The sequence below is a fragment of the Klebsiella sp. 64 genome (assembly GCF_018223915.1).
Taxonomy (GTDB): domain Bacteria; phylum Pseudomonadota; class Gammaproteobacteria; order Enterobacterales; family Enterobacteriaceae; genus Klebsiella; species Klebsiella pneumoniae.
In genome coordinates this window covers 1-22,271 of record NZ_JAGRQZ010000033.1, presented here as the reverse complement: position 1 = coordinate 22,271, position 22,271 = coordinate 1, and the positions used below count along the sequence as shown (strand labels likewise).

The following is a 22,271-nucleotide window of genomic DNA, read 5'->3' as shown; positions in this document are numbered from 1 at the left end:
TCCTCCATTTTTACGGCCCCTTCCCTCACTAAACTAGTATCATTCAGCGAAACGCTTCAGGATGAGACCGTAAACTAATGAAAGGCAGTAACATACGTCGTTGGGGCGCCGCGCTGGCGGTAGTGATTATCGCCGGGGCCGCCTACTGGTTCTGGCACGATCGCGGGACGAGCGGCAGCGGGGCTCCCGCCGCCGGACAGGGCCCGCAGGGGCCGGGCGGCGCACGCCATGGCCGCTTTGGCGCCGCGCTGGCGCCGGTGCAGGCGGCTACCGCCACCGAAGAAGCGGTCCCGCGCTATCTCACCGGGCTGGGTACGGTGACGGCGGCCAACACCGTCACCGTCCGCAGCCGGGTCGACGGCCAACTGCTGAGCCTTCACTTCCAGGAGGGACAGCAGGTCAAAGCCGGCGACCTGCTGGCGCAGATCGACCCCAGCCAGTTTAAAGTCGCCCTCGCCCAGGCGCAGGGTCAGCTGGCGAAAGATCAGGCCACCCTTGCCAACGCCCGCCGCGATCTCGCTCGTTACCAGCAGCTGGTGAAGACCAACCTCGTCTCCCGCCAGGAGCTCGACACTCAGCAGTCGCTGGTGGTGGAATCCGGCGGCACGGTGAAAGCTGATGAAGCGGCCGTCGCCAGCGCCCAACTGCAGCTCGACTGGACCCGCATTACCGCGCCAATTGACGGCCGCGTCGGCTTAAAGCAGGTCGATATCGGCAACCAGATCTCCAGCGGGGATACCACCGGGATCGTGGTCCTTACCCAGACGCACCCGATCGACGTGGTCTTTACCCTGCCGGAAAGCAGCATCGCCACGGTGGTGCAGGCGCAGAAAGCGGGCAAAACGCTCAGCGTCGAAGCCTGGGATCGCACCAATAAGCAGAAAATCAGCGTCGGCGAGCTGCTGAGCCTCGATAACCAGATCGATGCGACCACCGGGACCATCAAGCTGAAGGCGCGCTTTAGCAATCTGGACGACGCGCTGTTCCCCAATCAGTTCGTTAACGCCCGCCTGCTGGTGGACACCCAGCAGAACGCGGTGGTGATCCCTGCCGCCGCGCTGCAGATGGGCAACGAAGGGCATTTCGTATGGGTGCTGAACGATGAGAATAAGGTCAGCAAACACAGCGTGACGCCCGGCATCCAGGACAGCCAGAAAGTAGTCATCAGCGCCGGGCTTTCCGCCGGAGATCGCGTGGTCACCGACGGGATTGACCGTCTGACCGAGGGAGCGAAGGTAGAAGTTGTCACCGCCAGCAGCGGCGAGCAGGCGCAGCCCGCCCCGCGCCAGAGCGGTAAACACGGAGCGCGTTCCTGATGCAGGTGTTACCTCCAGGCCGCACCGGCGGCCCGTCCCGGCTGTTTATTATGCGTCCGGTGGCCACCACTCTGCTGATGGTGGCTATCCTGCTGGCCGGGATCATCGGCTACCGCTTTCTGCCGGTCTCCGCCCTGCCGGAGGTCGATTACCCGACCATTCAGGTAGTCACCCTCTATCCGGGCGCCAGCCCGGACGTGGTGACCTCCGCCATCACCGCCCCGCTGGAGCGCCAGTTCGGCCAGATGTCAGGCCTTAAGCAGATGTCGTCGCAAAGCTCCGGCGGCGCCTCGGTAGTCACGCTGCAGTTCCAGCTGACCCTGCCGCTGGACGTCGCCGAGCAGGAAGTGCAGGCGGCCATTAACGCCGCCACCAACCTGCTGCCGAGCGATCTGCCCAACCCGCCGGTCTACAGCAAGGTGAACCCGGCGGATCCGCCGATCATGACCCTCGCCGTCACCTCCTCCGCCATCCCGATGACCCAGGTTGAGGACATGGTGGAGACCCGGGTGGCGCAGAAGATCTCCCAGGTTTCCGGCGTCGGTCTGGTGACCCTCGCCGGCGGCCAGCGCCCGGCGGTGCGGGTGAAGCTTAACGCCCAGGCCATCGCCGCCCTCGGCCTGACCAGCGAAACCGTGCGCACCGCTATCACCAGCGCCAACGTTAACTCCGCGAAAGGCAGCCTCGACGGCCCGGCCCGCGCGGTGACGCTTTCCGCTAACGATCAGATGCAGTCCGCTGAGGATTATCGCCGGCTGATTATCGCTTATCAGAACGGGGCGCCGATCCGGCTCGGCGATGTCGCCAGCGTCGAACAAGGGGCCGAAAACAGCTGGCTCGGGGCATGGGCCAACCAGCAGCGGGCCATCGTGATGAACGTCCAGCGCCAGCCGGGGGCCAACATCATCGACACCGCCGACAGCATTCGCCAGATGCTGCCGCAGCTCACCGAGAGCCTGCCGAAATCGGTGAAGGTGCAGGTCCTCTCCGACCGGACCACCAACATCCGCGCCTCGGTGCGCGACACCCAGTTTGAGCTGATGCTGGCCATCGCCCTGGTGGTGATGATCATCTACCTGTTTCTGCGCAACGTGCCGGCGACCATTATTCCCGGCGTCGCGGTGCCGCTGTCGCTGGTGGGCACTTTCGCGGTGATGGTGTTCCTCGACTTTTCGATCAATAACCTGACGCTGATGGCCCTGACCATCGCCACCGGCTTCGTGGTGGATGACGCCATCGTGGTGATCGAGAACATCTCGCGCTATATCGAAAAAGGCGAGAAGCCGCTGGCCGCCGCGCTGAAGGGCGCGGGGGAGATCGGCTTCACCATCATCTCCCTCACCTTCTCGCTGATCGCGGTGCTGATCCCGCTGCTGTTTATGGGCGATATCGTCGGCCGCCTGTTCCGCGAATTCGCCGTCACCCTTGCCGTCGCTATTCTTATCTCGGCGGTGGTCTCCCTGACCCTGACGCCGATGATGTGCGCCCGCATGTTAAGCCACGAATCGCTGCGTAAGCAGAACCGATTCTCGCAGGCCAGCGAGCGTTTCTTCGAACGGGTGATCGCCGTCTACGGCCGCTGGCTGAGCCGGGTGCTGAATCATCCGTGGCTGACGCTCGGCGTCGCCCTGAGCACCCTGGCGCTGTCGATTATCCTGTGGGTCTTTATCCCGAAAGGCTTTTTCCCGATCCAGGATAACGGCATTATCCAGGGTACCCTCCAGGCGCCGCAGTCGGTCTCCTTCGCCAGCATGGCCGAGCGCCAGCGGCAGGTGGCCAGCATTATCCTTAAGGATCCGGCGGTGGAGAGTCTGACCTCCTTCGTCGGCGTCGACGGCACCAACCCGGCGCTGAACAGCGCCCGTCTGCAGATCAACCTCAAGCCGCTGGATGAACGCGACGACCGCGTCCAGACGGTGATAAGCCGCCTGCAGCAGGCGGTGGACGGCGTCCCCGGCGTGGCGCTCTACCTGCAGCCGACCCAGGACCTGACCATCGACACCACGGTGAGCCGCACCCAGTATCAGTTCACCCTGCAGGCAAACTCCCTCGAGGCGCTGAGCACCTGGGTGCCGCCGCTGCTCAGCCGCCTGCAGGCCCAGCCGCAGCTGGCCGACGTCAGCAGCGACTGGCAGGACAAAGGCCTGGCCGCCTATATCAAGGTGGATCGCGACAGCGCTAGCCGCCTCGGCATCTCAATGGCCGATGTCGATAACGCGCTGTACAACGCCTTCGGCCAGCGGCTGATCTCCACTATTTACACTCAGGCGAATCAGTATCGCGTGGTGCTCGAGCAGGATACCGAGGCGACGCCGGGCCTGGCGGCGCTGGAGAATATCCGCCTCACCAGCAGCGACGGCGGCATCGTGCCGTTGACCGCCATCGCCACGGTGGAGCAGCGCTTTACCCCGCTGTCGGTGAACCACCTCGATCAGTTCCCGGTGACCACCATCTCGTTTAACGTCCCGGACAACTACTCGCTGGGCGAAGCGGTGGAGGCGATCCTCGCCGCCGAACAGTCGCTGGATTTCCCGACCGATATTCGCACCCAGTTCCAGGGTAGCTCGCTGGCCTTCCAGTCGGCGCTCGGCAGCACCGTCTGGCTGGTGGTCGCCGCGGTGGTGGCGATGTATATCGTGCTGGGGGTGCTGTACGAGAGCTTTATCCATCCGATTACGATTCTCTCCACCCTGCCCACCGCCGGGGTCGGGGCGCTGCTGGCGCTGTGGCTGGCGGGCAGCGAGCTGGACGTGATCGCCATCATCGGCATCATTCTGCTGATCGGCATCGTGAAGAAGAACGCCATCATGATGATCGACTTCGCGCTGGCCGCCGAACGCGAGCAGGGCATGCCGCCGCGGGAAGCGATCTACCAGGCCTGTCTGCTGCGTTTTCGGCCGATCCTGATGACCACCCTCGCCGCCCTGCTCGGCGCCCTGCCGCTGATGCTGAGCACCGGCGTCGGCGCGGAGCTGCGGCGTCCGCTGGGGATCGGCATGGTCGGCGGTCTGATGCTCAGCCAGGTGCTGACCCTGTTCACCACCCCGGTGATCTATCTGCTGTTCGACCGCCTGTCGCTGCACCTGAAGCGCCGCTTCCCGCGTCAGGAAGAGGAGGCGTAAGTGAAGTTTTTCGCCCTCTTCATTTACCGCCCGGTGGCGACGATCCTCATCTCGCTGGCCATCACCCTGTGCGGCATTCTCGGTTTCCGGCTGCTGCCGGTAGCCCCGCTGCCGCAGGTGGACTTCCCGGTGATCATGGTTAGCGCCTCGCTGCCGGGGGCCTCCCCGGAGACCATGGCCTCGTCGGTGGCCACCCCGCTGGAACGCTCCCTGGGACGGATTGCCGGGGTCAATGAGATGACCTCCTCCAGTTCGCTGGGCAGTACGCGCATCATTCTTGAGTTTAACTTCGACCGCGATATCAACGGCGCGGCGCGCGACGTTCAGGCGGCGATCAACGCCGCGCAAAGCCTGCTGCCGAGCGGGATGCCCAGCCGGCCGACCTACCGCAAAGCCAACCCGTCGGATGCGCCGATCATGATCCTGACGCTGACCTCGGACACCTACTCCCAGGGTGAGCTGTATGATTTCGCCTCCACCCAGCTGGCGCAGACCATCGCGCAGATCGACGGCGTGGGTGATGTCGACGTCGGCGGCAGCTCCCTGCCGGCGGTGCGCGTCGACCTCAACCCGCAGGCGCTGTTCAACCAGGGCGTGTCGCTGGACGCGGTGCGCACCGCCATCAGCGACGCTAACGTGCGCAAACCGCAGGGGGCGCTGGAGGACAGCGCGCACCGCTGGCAGGTGCAGACCAACGATGAGCTGAAGACCGCCGCCGACTATCAGCCGCTGATCGTCCACTACCAGAATGGCGCCGCAGTGCGGCTGGGGGATGTCGCCACCGTCTCGGATTCGGTGCAGGACGTGCGCAACGCCGGGATGACCAACGCCAAACCGGCGATCCTGCTGATGATCCGCAAACTGCCGGAAGCCAATATTATCCAGACAGTGGACAGCATCCGCGCCCGCCTGCCGGAGCTGCAGCAGACCATTCCGGCGGCTATCGACCTGCAGATCGCCCAGGACCGTTCGCCGACCATCCGTGCTTCGCTGGAGGAGGTGGAGCAGACGCTGGTGATTTCGGTGGCGCTGGTGATCCTCGTGGTGTTCCTGTTCCTGCGCTCGGGGCGCGCCACGCTGATCCCGGCCGTCGCCGTCCCGGTTTCCTTAATCGGCACCTTCGCCGCGATGTATTTGTGCGGCTTCAGCCTCAATAACCTGTCGCTGATGGCTCTGACCATCGCCACCGGCTTCGTGGTGGATGACGCTATCGTGGTGCTGGAGAATATCTCCCGCCATCTGGAAGCGGGGATGAAACCCCTGCAGGCGGCGCTGCAGGGGAGCCGCGAGGTCGGCTTTACCGTGCTGTCGATGAGCCTGTCGCTGGTGGCGGTGTTTCTGCCGCTGCTGCTGATGGGCGGCCTGCCCGGCCGCCTGCTGCGCGAGTTCGCCGTCACCCTGTCGGTGGCGATCGGCATCTCGCTGGCGGTGTCCCTCACCCTGACACCGATGATGTGCGGCTGGCTGCTGAAAAGCGGTAAGCCCCACCAGCCGACGCGCAACCGCGGCTTTGGCCGCCTGCTGGTGGCCGTGCAGGGCGGCTATGGGAAATCGTTAAAATGGGTGCTCAGGCACAGCCGGCTGACCGGCCTGGTGGTGCTCGGCACCATCGCCCTCAGCGTCTGGCTCTACATTTCGATCCCGAAAACCTTCTTCCCGGAGCAGGACACCGGGGTGCTGATGGGCGGCATTCAGGCCGACCAGAGCATCTCCTTCCAGGCGATGCGCGGCAAGCTGCAGGACTTTATGAAGATCATTCGCGAAGATCCGGCGGTGGATAACGTCACCGGCTTTACCGGCGGCTCGCGGGTCAACAGCGGGATGATGTTTATCACCCTCAAGCCGCGCGACCAGCGCCACGAGACGGCGCAGCAGGTGATCGACCGGCTGCGCAAAAAGCTGGCCAACGAGCCCGGGGCCAACCTGTTCCTGATGGCGGTGCAGGATATCCGCGTCGGCGGCCGGCAGTCGAACGCCAGCTATCAGTACACCCTGCTGTCCGACGACCTGTCGGCGCTGCGCGAGTGGGAGCCGAAGATCCGCAAAGCGCTGGCGGCGCTGCCGGAGCTGGCGGACGTCAACTCGGATCAGCAGGACAATGGCGCCGAAATGGACCTGGTTTATGACCGGGATACCATGTCGCGCCTCGGCATCAGCGTCCAGGACGCCAACAACCTGCTGAACAACGCCTTTGGCCAGCGGCAGATCTCTACCATCTACCAGCCGCTCAACCAGTATAAGGTGGTGATGGAGGTGGATCCGGCCTACACCCAGGACGTCAGCGCCCTGGATAAGATGTTCGTCATTAACAGCGACGGCAAGCCGATCCCGCTGGCCTACTTCGCTAAATGGCAGCCGGCCAATGCCCCGCTGTCGGTGAACCACCAGGGGCTGTCGGCGGCATCCACTATCTCCTTTAACCTGCCCACCGGCCGCTCGCTGTCGGAAGCCAGCGAGGCCATTGACCGCGCGATGACCCAGCTCGGGGTGCCGTCGAGCGTGCGCGGCTCCTTTGCCGGTACCGCTCAGGTGTTCCAGCAGACCATGAACGCGCAGGTGATCCTGATCCTCGCGGCTATCGCCACGGTCTATATCGTGCTGGGGGTGCTATATGAGAGCTATGTGCATCCGTTGACCATCCTCTCGACGCTGCCCTCCGCCGGGGTGGGCGCTCTGCTGGCGCTGGAGATCTTCGATGCCCCGTTCAGCCTAATCGCCCTGATTGGGATTATGTTATTAATTGGTATCGTTAAGAAAAACGCCATCATGATGGTTGATTTTGCCCTGGAGGCGCAGCGTAACGGCAACCTGACGCCGGAAGAGGCGATTTTCCAGGCCTGCCTGCTGCGTTTCCGGCCGATTATGATGACCACCCTCGCCGCGCTGTTCGGCGCCCTGCCGCTGGTGCTCTCCGGGGGCGATGGCTCTGAGCTGCGCCAGCCGCTGGGGATCACCATCGTCGGCGGTCTGGTGATGAGCCAGCTGTTAACGCTCTACACCACGCCGGTGGTCTATCTTTTCTTTGACCGTCTGCGGCTGCGTTTTTCGCGTCACTCCTCTCAACCGGTAAGCGAATAACATGACAGACCTCCCGGCCAGCGTGCGCTGGCAGCTATGGATAGTGGCGTTCGGCTTCTTTATGCAGTCGCTGGACACCACCATCGTTAATACCGCCCTCCCCTCGATGGCCAAAAGCCTCGGGGAGAGTCCGCTGCATATGCATATGATTATCGTCTCCTATGTGTTAACGGTGGCGGTGATGCTGCCGGCCAGCGGCTGGCTGGCCGACCGGGTCGGGGTGCGCAATATCTTCTTCACCGCCATCGTGCTGTTTACCGCCGGATCGCTGTTTTGCGCCCAGGCCAGCACCCTCGACCAGCTGGTGATGGCGCGGGTGCTGCAGGGGGTCGGCGGCGCGATGATGGTGCCGGTCGGCCGCCTGACGGTGATGAAGATCGTCCCGCGCAATCAGTATATGGCGGCGATGACCTTCGTCACCCTGCCGGGCCAGGTCGGTCCGCTGCTCGGCCCGGCGCTGGGCGGGGTGCTGGTGGAGTACGCCTCCTGGCACTGGATCTTCCTCATCAATATCCCGGTGGGGATCGTCGGCGCTATCGCCACCCTCTGTCTGATGCCCAACTACATCATGCAGACCCGGCGCTTCGATCTCTCCGGCTTTCTGCTGCTGGCCGCTGGAATGGCGACCCTGACCCTGGCGCTCGACGGCCAGAAAGGGCTCGGCATTTCCCCTGCCTGGCTGGCGGGGCTGGTGGCCGTCGGCCTCTGCGCCCTGCTGCTCTACCTGTGGCACGCCCGCGGTAACGCCCGGGCGTTGTTTAGCCTTAACCTGTTTCGCAACCGCACCTTCTCCCTCGGCCTCGGCGGCAGCTTCGCCGGACGCATCGGCAGCGGCATGCTGCCGTTTATGACCCCGGTGTTTCTGCAGATCGGCCTCGGCTTCTCCCCCTTTCACGCCGGGCTGATGATGATCCCGATGGTGCTCGGCAGCATGGGCATGAAGCGGATCGTGGTCCAGGTGGTCAACCGCTTTGGCTACCGTCGGGTGCTGGTAGCCAGCACCCTGGGCCTGGCGGCGGTCAGCCTGCTGTTTATGTTTAGCGCCCTGGCCGGGTGGTATTACGTGCTGCCGCTGGTCCTGTTTCTGCAGGGGATGATCAACGCCAGCCGCTTCTCCTCAATGAATACCCTGACGCTGAAAGATCTCCCGGACGATCTGGCCAGCAGCGGCAACAGCCTGCTGTCGATGGTGATGCAGCTGTCGATGAGTATCGGCGTGACCATCGCCGGGCTGCTGCTGGGGCTGTATGGCCAGCAGCATATGAGTCTCGACGCCGCCAGCACCCATCAGGTCTTTCTCTACACCTATCTGAGCATGGCGGCGATCATCGCCCTGCCGGCGCTCATCTTTTCCCGGGTACCGGATGACGTCGGCAGCAATACCGTCCTCCGTCGACGCAACAGGAGTGGATCGTGAAATTTTGGCGCCCGGGTATTACCGGCAAGCTGTTCCTCGCTATATTCGCCACCTGCATCGTGCTGCTGATCAGCATGCACTGGGCGGTGCGCATTAGTTTTGAACGCGGGTTTATCGACTATATCAAGCGCGGCAATGAGCAACGCTTAACCATGCTCAGCGACGCGCTGAGCGAGCAGTATGCCCAGCATGGCAGCTGGGCGTTTCTGCGCAATAATGACCGCTTTATCTTCCAGCTGCTGCGCACCTTCGAACGGGATAACGACGACCGCTCGCCGCCGGGGCACGCCATGAAGCCGGACGCCGCCCCGGACGGGCCGCCGCCGGATGGCCCCCCTGACGGCCCGCGCCCGAGGCCGGAAATGCCGCCCCACGGCTGGCGCACCATGTTCTGGGTGGTGGATCAGTCGGGGCGCGTGCTGGTGGGGCCGCGTGAGCGCGTCCCGGAGGACGGCACCCAGCGCAGCATCGTGGTCAACGGCGCGGAGGTGGGCAAAGTGATCGCCTCGCCGGTAGAGCGGCTGACGCGCAATACCGACATTAACTTCGACCGGCAGCAAAAGCGCACCAGCTGGCTGATTGTCGCCCTTGCCACCCTGCTTGCCGCGCTGGCCACTTTCCCGTTGGCCCGCGGTCTGCTGGCGCCGGTGAAGCGGCTGGTGGAAGGCACCCATAAGCTGGCGGCAGGCGACTTTTCCACCCGCGTGACGGTGACCGGCGGCGATGAGCTCGGCCGCCTGGCGCAGGATTTTAACCAGCTCGCCAGCACCCTGGAGCGCAACCAGCAGATGCGTCGCGATCTGATGGCCGATATCTCCCATGAGCTGCGTACCCCGCTGGCGGTGCTGCGCGGCGAGCTGGAGGCGATTCAGGACGGGGTCCGGCGCTTTACCCCCGAGTCGATTCCTTCTCTGCAGGCTGAGGTGGCTACCCTCACCAAGCTGGTGGACGACCTCCATCAGCTGTCGATGTCCGACGAGGGGGCGCTGGCCTACCAGAAAACCTCACTGGATATCATCACCCTGCTGGAAGTGGCGGCGGGCGCTTTTCGCGAGCGCTTCGCCAGCCGGCAGCTAAGCATTCAGGTGTCGCTCCCGGAGCAGGCGATGATCTTCGGCGACCGCGACCGCCTGATGCAGCTCTTCAACAATCTGCTGGAGAACAGCCTGCGCTATACCGACAGCGGCGGCAGCCTGCACATTACCGCCCGCCGCAGCGGCCGGATGCTGGTGATTGACTTCGCCGACAGCGCCCCCGGCGTCAGCGATGAGCAGCTGGCCCGCCTGTGCGAACGCTTTTACCGGGCGGAAGGATCGCGCAACCGCGCCAGCGGCGGCTCCGGCCTCGGGCTGGCGATTTGCCTCAATATCGTAGCGGCCCACGGCGGCACCCTGCGTGCCGACCATTCGCCTTTTGGCGGGGTTAGCATTAAAGTTGAGTTACCTCTGGAACATGATTTACCGAGAGACGTATGACTGAATTGCCTGTAGATGAAAACACCCCACGCATCCTTATCGTGGAAGATGAACCGAAGCTCGGCCAACTGCTGATTGATTATCTGCAGGCCGCCGGCTATGCGCCTGCGTTGATTAACCACGGCGACAAGGTCCTGCCCTACGTCCGCCAGACGCCGCCGCACCTGATCCTGCTGGATCTGATGCTGCCCGGTACCGACGGTCTGACGCTGTGCCGGGAAATTCGCCGCTTCTCCGATGTTCCGGTGGTGATGGTGACGGCGAAAATCGAAGAGATCGACCGTTTGCTGGGGCTGGAAATAGGCGCCGACGACTATATCTGCAAGCCCTACAGCCCCCGGGAAGTGGTCGCCCGGGTAAAAACCATCCTCCGCCGCTGCAAGCCGCAGCGCGATCTGCAGGCGCTGGACGCCCAGAGCCCGCTGATTGTCGACGAAGGTCGTTTTCAGGCCTCCTGGCGCGACAAGCTGCTGGACCTCACTCCCGCCGAGTTCCGGCTGCTGAAAACCCTCTCCCAGGAGCCGGGCAAAGTGTTCTCCCGCGAACAGCTACTCAACCATCTGTATGACGATTATCGGGTAGTCACCGATCGCACCATCGACAGCCACATCAAGAACCTGCGGCGCAAGCTGGAGGCGCTGGACGCCGAGCAGTCGTTTATCCGCGCGGTGTATGGCGTTGGCTACCGCTGGGAAGCGGACGCCTGCCGGCTGGCGTAGTTAGCCTTTTCCCGGCTCGCGCTGCGCTTCGCCGGGCTACACGTTCACCGCCATCTGCAATCCGTAGCCCGGGTAAGGCGTTTACGCCGCAACCCGGGGAACTCCCTAGAGCCTATCCCACCAGGCGTTATTAACGCTGTCAGTGTGAGTACTGCCCAGGTTCAAAATGGCAAACAAATTAGCCATACTGAAAGATACCTATCTGATATTTACTCCCCTTCGCCGCGGCGCTACAATGCCCGCCCTTAATGTGGGGACACTCCCCAACTCGCCGCACCAGGTGCGGCGAATCTGACCTGTCATCAGAACGAGAACACCATGTTTAAACCAGAACTCCTCTCCCCGGCGGGAACGCTGAAGAATATGCGTTACGCTTTCGCCTATGGCGCCGATGCCGTTTATGCCGGCCAGCCGCGCTACTCGCTGCGCGTGCGTAACAACGAATTCAATCACGAAAATCTGCAGCTCGGCATCAATGAAGCCCACGCGCTGGGTAAAAAATTCTATGTGGTGGTCAACATCGCCCCGCATAACGCCAAGCTGAAAACGTTTATTCGCGATCTGAAGCCGGTGGTGGAGATGGGTCCGGACGCGCTGATCATGTCCGATCCTGGTTTAATCATGCTGGTGCGGGAACACTTCCCGGAGATGCCGATCCATCTTTCAGTGCAGGCCAACGCCGTCAACTGGGCGACGGTCAAATTCTGGCAGCAGATGGGGCTGACCCGCGTGATCCTGTCGCGTGAACTGTCGCTGGATGAAATCGAAGAGATTCGCCGCCAGGTGCCGGAGATGGAGATCGAGATTTTCGTCCACGGCGCGCTGTGCATGGCCTACTCCGGCCGCTGCCTGCTCTCCGGGTATATCAACAAGCGCGACCCGAACCAGGGGACCTGCACCAACGCCTGCCGCTGGGAATACAACGTGGCGGAAGGCAAAGAGGACGACGTCGGCAACATCGTCCACAAATATGAGCCGATCCCGGTGCAGACCGTGGAGCCCACCCTCGGCATCGGCGCGCCGACCGATAAAGTCTTTATGATTGAGGAAGCCAAACGTCCGGGCGAGTACATGACCGCCTTTGAGGACGAACACGGCACCTACATCATGAACTCGAAAGATCTGCGGGCTATCGCCCACGTTGAGCGTCTGACCCAGATGGGCGTTCACTCGCTGAAGATCGAAGGCCGCACCAAATCCTTCTACTACTGCGCGCGCACCGCTCAGGTTTACCGCAAGGCGATCGACGATGCCGCCGCCGGCAAACCGTTCGATACCAGCCTGTTGGAGACCCTGGAAGGGCTGGCCCACCGCGGGTACACCGAAGGCTTCCTGCGCCGCCATACCCATGATGATTATCAGAACTACGAGTACGGCTACTCCGTCTCCGAGCGCCAGCAATTTGTCGGCGAATTCACCGGAGAGCGTAACGGCCCGCTGGCGGCCGTGGCGGTCAAAAATAAGTTCAGCGTCGGCGACAGCCTTGAGCTGATGACCCCGCAGGGTAACGTCAATTTCACCCTTGAGCATATGGAGAATGGCAAAGGCGAAACCATGCCGGTGGCCCCGGGCGATGGCTATACCGTCTGGTTGCCTGTGCCGGACGACCTGCCCCTGCAGTATGCCCTGCTGATGCGCAACTTTACTGGTCAAACAACCAGAAATCCGCACGGTAACTAGTTAATTTGCGTTATTTTTCCACGATGTAAGGATATTAGAATCGGATCACATACCGTTTCGATCGAAACAGGTATCATCCATTTCGCTGAAAAACATAACCCATAAATGCTAGTTGTACCAGGAACCACCTCCTTAGCCTGCGTAATCTCCCTTACGCGGGCTTATTTTTTTGCCTCTCCTCCGGTCTTCGCTTTCGTCATGCGGTACACTTTATGCAACATTGAGCAATAAAGGTTCCCTTGATGATGTCTACGTTTCCTGCCAGCTTACTGATCCTTAACGGCAAAGGTGCCAATGAACCGCAGCTACGCGAAGCGGTTAACCTGTTACGCGATGAAGGGATTGATATTCACGTCCGCGTGACCTGGGAAAAGGGCGATGCCGCTCGGTTTATCGATGAAGCCCTGCAGCTGAACGTTGAAACGGTGATCGCCGGCGGTGGCGATGGCACCATTAATGAAGTGGCGACCGCGCTGGTGGAGCGCGGCGGCAAGATGGCGCTGGGGATTTTACCGCTGGGCACGGCTAACGACTTTGCCACCAGCGTCGGTATTCCGCAGGACCTGGCCAGCGCCCTCAAGCTGGCGATCGTCGGCCGCGATGTGCCGATAGATATCGCCCGGGTGAATGATAAAACCGGCTTTATTAATATGGCGACCGGCGGGTTCGGCACCCGGATCACCACCGAAACGCCGGAAAAACTCAAGGCCGCGCTCGGCGGTGTCTCTTATTTAATCCACGGTCTGATGCGCATGGATACCCTGAAGCCGGACCGCTGCGAGATCCGCGGGGAGAACTTTCACTGGCAGGGCGATGCGCTGGTCATCGGCATCGGCAACGGCCGCCAGGCCGGCGGCGGTCAGCAGCTGTGTCCGGAGGCGTTGATAAACGATGGTCTGCTGCATCTGCGCATTTTCACCGGCGAAGAGCTGATCCCTGCCCTGTTCAGCACCCTGGCGAATCCGGAAAACTCGCCGAATATTGTTGACGGTGTCTCCTCGTGGTTTGAAATAACCGCGCCCCATGAGATGACCTTTAACCTCGACGGCGAGCCGCTCAGCGGCAAAACCTTCCGTATGGAGCTGTTGCCGGCGGCCCTGCGCTGCCGGCTGCCGCCCGACTGCCCGCTGCTACGCTGATCAGGCTTCGCAAAGCAAAGACGGCGCCCGGCTGGTATACAGCAGCCGGGTTCGTTGATTGAGCCTCTGAATGTTAAGGTAAAACGGCGCCTGCGGCTGCAGGAAAAACCTGGGCAGGATATCGATCCAAACACCGCGCTTACATTAATAGACGATACCCACAACCACAAAAAACTATTATATCAAATAGTTACCTATTAAAATGGGCGCATCTGCCGTGAGACAATGCGCCATAAAGCTTAGTATTCCGCCACCTCGCGCGCCATTTCGCGCGTATATTGCCGACTGGCGTTAACCAGCATCTGCGTATAGGCCGTCTGCGCCTGGCCGCTGACCAGCGCATCGACCGTCAGGGTTTCGAGGATCTTCCCGTACTGCATCACCGCCACTTTCTGGCATAAGTGGGCAATAACCCCAAGATCGTGGGTGACCATCAGGTAAGTGAGCTTAGCCTCCCGCTGCAGTTCCGCCAGCAGGTTAAGGATCTCAGCCTGCACCGACACATCCAGCGCCGACGTCGGCTCATCCAGCAGCAGCACCTGAGGCTCAAGAATCAGCGCTCTGGCTATCGCCACGCGCTGCCGCTGCCCGCCGGAGAGCTGATGCGGATAGCGCTCGCGAAAGGCGCGGTTGAGGCCAACTTTATCCAGTAGCACATTGATCCGCCGGTCGCGGTCGTTGATACGATGGATCTGCAGCGGCTCTTCGAGGATATCGCCAATGGTGTGACGGGGATGCAGCGATCCGTAGGGGTCCTGAAATACCATCTGCACCTGACGGCAGCGCTCGCGGCTAATTTCATGCCCTAAGGGCTGAGCATCGATGGTCAGTTCCCCCTGCCAGTGGGTAAACAGCCCCGCCAGGCACTTGAGCACCGTCGTTTTACCGGAACCGGACTCTCCTACCAGACCGTAGATCTCGCCGGGCTTAACGTGGAAACTGACGTCATACAGCACCTGGTTACGCTTCTCCCCCTCGCCAAACGCGAGGTTGAGATGTTGAACTTCAATCATTATCCGCTCCTTAATCCGTTAACCAGCTGGCCTGACGCTGCAGCACCGGCAGTATCGGGCGACGATGCTGCATATCCGGCAGCGAGTTAATCAATCCCTGAGTGTAGGGGTGACGGGCGTGATCGAGATCTTTAGCGGCGATGGACTCCACTACCCGTCCGGCGTACATCACCAGCACCCGGTCGCAGAAGCTGCGCACCAGGTTGATATCGTGGCTGATAAAAATCAGCCCCAGCCCGCGCGACTGAACCAGGTCATCCAGCAGGCCCAGCACCTGCAGGCGCACCGACACGTCCAGCGCGGAGGTGGGCTCATCGGCAATGATCAGCTCCGGGTCGGTAATCAGCATCATGGCGATCATGATGCGCTGTCCCTGTCCGCCGGATATTTCATGCGGATAAAGCTGATAAACGCGCTCCGGCTGGCGAATACGCACCACCTCCAGCATCTCCAGCGCCCTGGCTTTCGCCTCATCTTTGCGCCCGGGATGATGAGTAAGCCAGGCCTCGGCGATTTGCTTACCCACGCAGACCACCGGATTCAGCGAATATTTCGGATCCTGCATAATCATCGAGATACGTTTGCCGCGTACGCCGCGCATCTGCGCTTCGCTAAGATGCTGCAGATCGAGGTCGGCAAACTGCATCCGGCTGGCGCTGACGCGGGCCTTTTTCGGATGCAGCTGCAGCAGCGCGCGCCCAACGGTGGACTTACCCGAACCGGACTCGCCGACAATAGCCAGCTTCTCATGTCCCAGCTGGAAGGAGACGCCGCGCACGGCGTGGGTCACCGCGCTACCGTTAACAAAGTCGACGCACAAATCGCGCACGTCGAGCAGCGGTGCATTATTCACTACGGGGATCGAGGATGTCACGTAGGCCATCTCCTAAGAAGTTGAACGCTAAGCTATTGATCAAAATCGCCAGCCCCGGAATGGTTACGACCCACCAGCACTCCATCATATAAGTGCGCCCGCTGGAGATCATCGCTCCCCACTCCGGCTCTGGCGGCTGCGCGCCGAGGCCGAGAAAGCCGAGGCCGGCCGCGGTCAGAATGATCCCGGCCATATTCATGGTGATACGGATAATGACCGAGGGCAGACACAGCGGCACGATATGGCGCCAGAGGACGCGGGCCGATGAAGCGCCCTGCAGACGCACGGCGGAGATAAAATCAGCCTGGCGCAGAGAGAGCGTTTCGGCGCGCGCCAGACGGGCAATCGGCGGCCAGGCGGTCAGCGTGATGGCGATAACCACGTGCTCCAGCCCCGGTCCTAAAGCGGCGACAAACGCCAGCGCCAGGACCAGACTCGGGAAGGAGATGAAAATATCGGTGACGCGCATCAGCACCATATCGACTTTACCGCCGAAATAACCGGCGCTGACGCCCAGCAGCAGTCCGAGCGGACCGACGGTCACTGAGACCAGCAGCACGATATAGAGCGTGATGCGGGAGCCGTACACCAGGCGACTAAAGATATCCCGGCCAAACTCATCGGTGCCGAACCAGTGCTGCGCATTCGGCGCGACCAGCGCACTATTCAGGTGCTGTACCAGCGGGTTATAAGGCGCAATCAGCGGCGCGAAAATCGCCACCACCAGCAGCATAAAGATAATTCCTCCGCCGATGGCCGTGAGCGGATTGCGCGCCATTTTGCCGATAAACCCGACGGCCCGCGCCGCCGCGCGTTGCAGCCGCTGACGGCCTTCGCCCGCACCACCCGAAAGCGGCGAATCCAGAGAAACGGTCATGATTTTGTCCTCGGGTCAAAGAATTGATACAGCATGTCGGAGAGCAGGTTGAGCATCACGAAGATCACCCCCACCAGCAGCACGCAGCCCATCACCGCATTCATATCGCCCAGCAGCAAGCTTCCGGTAAGGTAGGAGCCAAACCCCGGCCATGAGAAGACGGTTTCAATCAGCACCGCGCCTTCCAGCAGCGCGCCGTAGGCCAGCGCCACCACCGTCAGCAGTTGCACGAGGATGTTACGAAACGCATGGTTCCAGATAACCTGGCGCTCGGTCAGCCCTTTCACCCGGGCGGTAATAATGAACTCCTGCGACAGCTGGGCCAGCATAAAGCTGCGGGTCATACGGCTGATATAAGCCAGCGAGTGAAAACCCAGCAGCGAGGCGGGAAGAATCAGATGATTAATGGCGTTCCAGAACACCTGGCCGTTGCCGGCCAGCAGCGCATCAACGGTGATCAGCCCGGTGCGGCGCGGCACCACACCATCCAGCCCGAGATCTACCCTCCCGGCGCCGCCTACCCAGCCAAGCCAGGCATAGAACACCAGCAGCCCCATCATCCCGACCCAAAAGATCGGCGTCGAGTAGCCCGCCAGGCTGATAATGCGTACCACATAATCGGAGACGCTATTGCGCCGCGCCGCCGCCAACACGCCCAGCGGAATACCTAGACCCGCGCCGACAATAATCGCCATCGTTGCCAGCTCCATGGTGGCCGGGAAGACGCGGATAATATCGTCCACCACCGGTTTCCCGGTCAGCAGCGCGTTGCCCAGATCGCCGTGCAACAGGTTGACGAAATAGATGCCAAACTGGGTGGTCAGCGATTTATCAAACCCCAGCTGCTGGTAAACCTGCTGATAGGTACTCTGGTCAGCATCCGGGCCGACAATCGCCAGCACCGGGTCGATGGGCATGACGCGGCCAATGGTAAAGGTCAGCAGCAGCAGGCCGAACAGTGTAATCACCACCTGCAGTAGCCGTTTTGATAAGCGCCGGCCGCGTGAGCCGGGCGCAAGGATTGCGGTACTCATCCTTTCTCTCCTTCGCGGACTTTATAGACGTCACGCAGAAAAGTGGTGGCGGAGGGGTGCGGCTGATACTCCCGTACCTCGTTGCGCACGACGACCGAATCAACCATCTGTGAAAGCGGAATTAAAGCCGGAACCAGCTGGTCGTAGCGTGTCTGGATGGCCTGGTAGTCAGCCACCTGTTTTTGCGGATCGCGTTCCAGCAGGGCCTGGTCAATCATCGTATTCAGTTGCGGGTCGTAAAAACCGGTACGCCAGCCCTGGAAGTTGGTCAGGCGCGCCTTATCGCTGTTATCCGGGTTATAGACCAGCGCGCGCAGGCTGGAGTACGGATGCGGCTCCATCCCGCTGCCGCCGCGACCTACCAGCAGGTCAAATTTACGCTCGCGCATTGCGCCGTAGATCTGGTTACCAGTGCCGGTGATGATTTTGGCGTTAATCCCCGCCTGCATCAGCGTCGACTGCACGGCGATAGCGATGTTAAGAAATGGCTGATCGGAGAGTACCCGCAGCGTGGTATCAAAGCCGTTGGGATATCCCGCTTCCGCCAGCAGCTTTTTCGCCCGCGCCACGTCCAGCCTGTAGCCGGGATCGGGTAGCGTGGACGGCATTCCCGCTTTGATAGGCCGCTGGTGCAGCACGCCGTAGCCCGGCATCAGCGCTTTATTGATACCTTGGTAATCAATCAGATAGCGCACCGCCTCGCGCACTTTCGGATTGGCGAAGTGCGCCTCTTTCATGCTCATCGCCACGTAGTACATGGTGCCGCGCTGCACCGCATCGAGGGTCAGCTGCGGGTCGCTGCGCAGGGCGTTGATATCGGAAACCGCCATATTGTTGGCAATATCAAGGTCGCCTTTTTCGGTCATCAGGCGCAGAGTTTGCGACTCCTGGAAATGACGCAGTACCACGCGGCTCATTTTCGCCTCGCCGCGCCAGTAGTCAGGGTTGCGCTTCATGCGCAGCACATCTTTCGCCTGCCAAGTTTCGAGGATAAACGGCCCGGAACCGGCTTCATGGGTGGTTAGCCAGCGGTTACCCCAGTCGTTATCCTGCTGGTGGCTTTGCACCGTTTTACTGTCCAGCACTCCGAGGTTGCCCAGCGCCGCCAGCGAGTAAATCACCAGCTGCGGATCGTTATCTTTGGGTAATACGATTTGCACCGTGAAGCGGTCCGGCGCGCTGACCTGGCTGTCGATATTTTTCTTACTGAAGCCATAGGATTTCCATACTGAGGCCTGGGCCAGGTTGAGGTGCAGGATGCGCCGCATTGACCACACGACGTCGGCGGCGGTCAGCGGGTTGCCGGAGTGAAACTTAACGTCATCGCGCAGATGAAAGGTCAGGGTTTTGCCGTCGGGGCTGATATCCCAGGATTTCGCCAGCGCGGGCCTGACGGTGGTGAGCTGCTCAGGGTCAAGCTCCACCAGCGAGTCGTAGAGGTTGACCACGATCCCCACCACTTCGTTACCGGTCATCGCCGCCGGGTCAAGGGTGAGCAGGTTATTCATATTCATGCCGATGATCAGCTGGTCGGGCGGCGTTTTCGCCACCGCCTCCCCGCTCCCCATCGACATGGCGAGCGCGAGAATACACGCTCCCAGTAAGGAGGTTTTTTTCATATCTCTGTTTGCCTGTACTGTAGGGTACATGTTGCCGGATGGCGGCATTTTCGGCTTATCCGGTCTACCGGGCCGCAGGCTCGATAAGCGCAGCGCCATCGGGTATTTATTTTTTTAAATCAGTCGTGGCTAACGGTATTGGCTTCGATATACGCAAAATTAATGTCTTCACCGAGACCCGGACGTTGTGACAAATGCACAAATCCCTGGTCATCCATCGGGTCGACAATGCTGTTGAGATAGGCCGCCGGTTCATCGTAGTCGAGGAACGGATGCAGCAGGCCGCGCTCGTACCAGCGGCAGTTGCGGATCGCGCCCACCACCGCCAGGCTTGCCGCTCCGTTGCCGTGGACTTCGCAATCCATGCCGAAAGATTCCGCCAGCGCCGCCACCTTCATGGTCGGTGTAATCCCCCCCACGCCGTTAGCGCCGGCGCGCAGAATGTCGCAGGCCCCGGCTTTCACCCATTCGGCGCGCATGTGGTGCTTGCCGCCGAAGCTCTCCGGCCCGACGATGGGAATCGACAGGTTTTCCGCCAGCCACGCATAGGAAGACATCGAATCCTCCTCCATCGGCTCTTCAAACCAGGCGAAATTGAGTTTTTCCAGCTCTTTGCCGATCCACAGCGCCTCGGCGCGGCTGTACCAGTGATAGCCATCAATCATCAGGTCAATATCCGGCCCTACGGCTTCGCGCACCGCCGCGCAGGCTTTAATGTCCATTTTGGGATTGGGCGCAAAAGAGATTGGCGGCATCCAGGTGTGCAGTTTGATAGCCTTGTAGCCGCGGGCGACCAGCTTCTCAGCAAAAGCGGCATACTCTTCCGGGGTCGACAGGCCGCCCGGCAGATCGTCGCCGCACATGGTGCTACCGTAAGCCGGGACAGTGTCGCGATAGCCGCCGAGCAGCTTATAAACCGGCATCTTAAGGCTGCGGCCGATCAGGTCCCACAGCGCCTGTTCAACAAACGACAGCGCGCGCTCCGTTAGCTGATGTGCGCTGCCGCGCTGCCAGTGGTTAAGATCCTGCCAGATACGCTCACGGTTAAACGGGTCCTGTCCCACCAGCACTTTGCGAAAAAAAGTATTCACCACGAACGGGCGCACGACTTCCGGAGGCGCAAACGAAAAGCCCTGCGCCCCATCATCAGCGGTGATGGTCAGCATCGCCATTTTGGCCATGCTTTCAACCCCCGGATGGGAGTGCCCGGCGCTGTCGGAAACCCGACGAGTGGGATATTGGAAAACGGTGACATTCACAGATTCAATTTTCATGCTCGGTCCTTATCACGGCCAAATCCGATCGACACAAGCAGATCGGCAAAGCGGTTTCACATTATTGAAAATACGTTTCAATATATAATCTAAGCACAACTTCGTAGTAGTGCCTCGGACAAACACCGCTAAGCAAGGCCATAAATTTGGGCATTGGCACAACAAGACGTGACTGTTTTCACAAAAGATGAGCGAAATGTGAGGCAGATCGACCAGGAGAAAAAAGGGCGTGAGCGCAGAGAAGAGATTAACCGACCAGCTACATCCCGGGAATGTCTGCGCCCACAAATGGCTGACTTAAACCGCCGCCGCTGGCTCCGCGCTAAGCGCTTCCAGCAGTTCAGGTAAGGTTTGATAGCGGCCAGCGGCGGCCTGATAGCGCCCCTGTCGGCTATCTTCGGCAACCACCGCCGTGGGAATACCGGCGGCCTGAGCCGCGCAAAAGCCGGTAAAGCTATCCTCAATCACCAGACACTGGCTGGCGTTGAGATTGAGCTTGCGCAGCGTCGTCAGATAAACCGCCGGATGTGGCTTTCCACGTTCTTCATCATCTGCGCTGCAAACCACGTCGAAAAAGTGCCAGAGCGAGAGCTTGTTCAGCACAGCGGCAATAACCTGGCGGGATGATGACGTGGCGAGCGCAATTTGATAGCCCGCCTCACGAAAATAGCGTAACGCCTCATGCACGCCGTGCATCGGCTCGGCTTCGGTGGCGATCAGGCCGGTAATACGCTGCAATATCGCGTCTTCAAGCCGCTGCGGAGCGAGATCAAGCTGAAAATAGCGGCACCAGGTGCCGGCAATGTCGTCGAGGCGCTTGCCCTTGGTCAGGGTTTCACATTCAGCAACGCTCGCCGTTGCCCCCCACTGCGCGAGGGCGTCAATCTGCGCCTGACGCCACAGCGCCTCGGAATCAATAATCACGCCATCCATGTCAAAAATAACCGCCTGCATACTCATTCGTTCACCTCATTAAGGCTGGCATGAAGCGCATGCCAGCCGCAGTACCTATGAGAATTCAACCTGCTCGCGGGCGGTTGCTTCCTTGTGGGAGAACCCCGGCTGCTCCACGCGGATAAAGGCGCAGAGGAAAAAGGCCACCACGTACAATCCGGTATAGGCGATCACCACCCCGATGGTGCTGAAGAACGGCAGCAGCACCACGGCAATAGCCGGTGCGAGAAAGTTCGACATCCCCGCCGACAGGTTATAGACCGAAATGGCCGCACCTTTATGCTTCGGCTCCAGCGCCGGGAACACGGCCGCCAGCGGCACGAAGGCGGCGACAAAGATCCCGAGGGCGATGGCGGGGATCAGCGCCATCGCAAAGCTATGGCCAAAGTGCTGAGGAATGTAGTAAAACGCCAGGCTGGAGAGCGCCATCCCGATGCAGCCGAACCAGCGCACCACCTTCATCCAGCCCAGTTTTTCCCCGAGGATCCCCCACAGCACGTTAGAGAAAATGGTGGTGAAGAAGAAGACTGCCCATACCTGGAGCCATTCTGAAGTGCTGAAGCCCAGCTCATCGACAAACATCATCGGCATAATCACCGCAAAGCCGAACAGCGAGAGGGTATTGATGATCCTCACCATGCTCGACAGCAGAATATTGCGGTTGGTATAGAGCAGCGTCG

The 22,271-nt window shown here is 61.1% G+C and carries 15 protein-coding genes and 1 pseudogene; 8 read left to right on the top strand and 8 right to left on the bottom strand.

Features of this window, described 5'->3' with window-relative positions; genetic code table 11:
- The first annotated feature begins 77 nt into the window (after positions 1 to 77).
- The 8 genes from KHQ23_RS20540 to yegS all read left to right on the top strand — a co-directional run bounded on the left by KHQ23_RS20540 (position 78) and on the right by yegS (position 13,946).
- Positions 78 to 1,316: an MdtA/MuxA family multidrug efflux RND transporter periplasmic adaptor subunit gene (locus tag KHQ23_RS20540; RefSeq protein WP_040175481.1), complete on the top strand. Its 1,239-nt coding sequence runs from the start codon at positions 78 to 80 to the stop codon at positions 1,314 to 1,316.
- The gene (locus KHQ23_RS20535) at positions 1,316 to 4,438 is read left to right on the top strand and encodes an MdtB/MuxB family multidrug efflux RND transporter permease subunit (RefSeq protein ID WP_023280345.1); all 3,123 of its coding nucleotides are present in this window, start codon (positions 1,316 to 1,318) and stop codon (positions 4,436 to 4,438) included. Before KHQ23_RS20540 ends, KHQ23_RS20535 begins: the two co-directional genes overlap by 1 nt.
- Entirely contained in the window at positions 4,439 to 7,516 is a 3,078-nt protein-coding gene (gene mdtC / locus KHQ23_RS20530) for a multidrug efflux RND transporter permease subunit MdtC (protein ID WP_047694797.1), read from the top strand.
- A gap of 1 nt (position 7,517) precedes the next feature.
- Positions 7,518 to 8,933: an MFS transporter gene (locus tag KHQ23_RS20525; protein WP_032436663.1), complete on the top strand. Its 1,416-nt coding sequence runs from the start codon at positions 7,518 to 7,520 to the stop codon at positions 8,931 to 8,933.
- Positions 8,930 to 10,408 carry a two-component system sensor histidine kinase BaeS gene (baeS, locus tag KHQ23_RS20520; RefSeq protein ID WP_004149058.1) on the top strand — a complete coding sequence of 493 codons (1,479 nt, stop codon included), beginning with the start codon at positions 8,930 to 8,932 and terminating at the stop codon, positions 10,406 to 10,408. Before KHQ23_RS20525 ends, baeS begins: the two co-directional genes overlap by 4 nt.
- Positions 10,405 to 11,127, top strand: coding sequence for a two-component system response regulator BaeR (gene baeR, locus KHQ23_RS20515; RefSeq protein ID WP_004175198.1), 723 nt, complete (start codon positions 10,405 to 10,407; stop codon positions 11,125 to 11,127). The genes baeS and baeR overlap by 4 nt, the downstream gene beginning before the upstream one ends.
- 318 nt (positions 11,128 to 11,445) lie before the next feature.
- Positions 11,446 to 12,807, top strand: coding sequence for a tRNA 5-hydroxyuridine modification protein YegQ (yegQ, locus tag KHQ23_RS20510; RefSeq protein WP_004144192.1), 1,362 nt, complete (start codon positions 11,446 to 11,448; stop codon positions 12,805 to 12,807).
- Between the two features lie 242 nt (positions 12,808 to 13,049).
- Positions 13,050 to 13,946 carry a lipid kinase YegS gene (gene yegS, locus KHQ23_RS20505; RefSeq protein WP_004151134.1) on the top strand — a complete coding sequence of 299 codons (897 nt, stop codon included), beginning with the start codon at positions 13,050 to 13,052 and terminating at the stop codon, positions 13,944 to 13,946.
- Between the two features lie 239 nt (positions 13,947 to 14,185).
- Here yegS and KHQ23_RS20500 read toward each other — a convergent pair whose 3' ends face one another.
- From KHQ23_RS20500 to dalT, 8 genes and pseudogenes are all read right to left on the bottom strand, one after another.
- Complete coding sequence (locus KHQ23_RS20500) at positions 14,186 to 14,959, bottom strand: ABC transporter ATP-binding protein (protein WP_004180550.1); 774 nt, start codon at positions 14,957 to 14,959, stop codon at positions 14,186 to 14,188.
- Between the two features lie 10 nt (positions 14,960 to 14,969).
- Positions 14,970 to 15,833: an ABC transporter ATP-binding protein gene (locus tag KHQ23_RS20495; RefSeq protein WP_004175147.1), complete on the bottom strand. Its 864-nt coding sequence runs from the start codon at positions 15,831 to 15,833 to the stop codon at positions 14,970 to 14,972.
- Positions 15,805 to 16,710 carry an ABC transporter permease gene (locus KHQ23_RS20490; RefSeq protein ID WP_047681735.1) on the bottom strand — a complete coding sequence of 302 codons (906 nt, stop codon included), beginning with the start codon at positions 16,708 to 16,710 and terminating at the stop codon, positions 15,805 to 15,807. Before KHQ23_RS20490 ends, KHQ23_RS20495 begins: the two co-directional genes overlap by 29 nt.
- Positions 16,707 to 17,744, bottom strand: coding sequence for an ABC transporter permease (locus KHQ23_RS20485; RefSeq protein WP_004151133.1), 1,038 nt, complete (start codon positions 17,742 to 17,744; stop codon positions 16,707 to 16,709). The genes KHQ23_RS20490 and KHQ23_RS20485 overlap by 4 nt, the downstream gene beginning before the upstream one ends.
- Positions 17,741 to 19,363 carry an ABC transporter substrate-binding protein gene (locus tag KHQ23_RS20480; RefSeq protein WP_211776939.1) on the bottom strand — a complete coding sequence of 541 codons (1,623 nt, stop codon included), beginning with the start codon at positions 19,361 to 19,363 and terminating at the stop codon, positions 17,741 to 17,743. The genes KHQ23_RS20485 and KHQ23_RS20480 overlap by 4 nt, the downstream gene beginning before the upstream one ends.
- A 119-nt stretch (positions 19,364 to 19,482) precedes the next feature.
- A complete protein-coding gene (locus KHQ23_RS20475; RefSeq protein WP_002912648.1) occupies positions 19,483 to 20,637 on the bottom strand; it encodes a mandelate racemase family protein in 1,155 nt (384 codons plus the stop codon).
- Positions 20,638 to 20,934: 297 nt separating this feature from the next.
- Entirely contained in the window at positions 20,935 to 21,597 is a 663-nt protein-coding gene (locus tag KHQ23_RS20470) for an HAD family phosphatase (RefSeq protein WP_040174877.1), read from the bottom strand.
- A gap of 48 nt (positions 21,598 to 21,645) precedes the next feature.
- Positions 21,646 to 22,271, bottom strand: a pseudogene (gene dalT / locus KHQ23_RS20465) (D-arabinitol transporter); the annotation flags it as partial.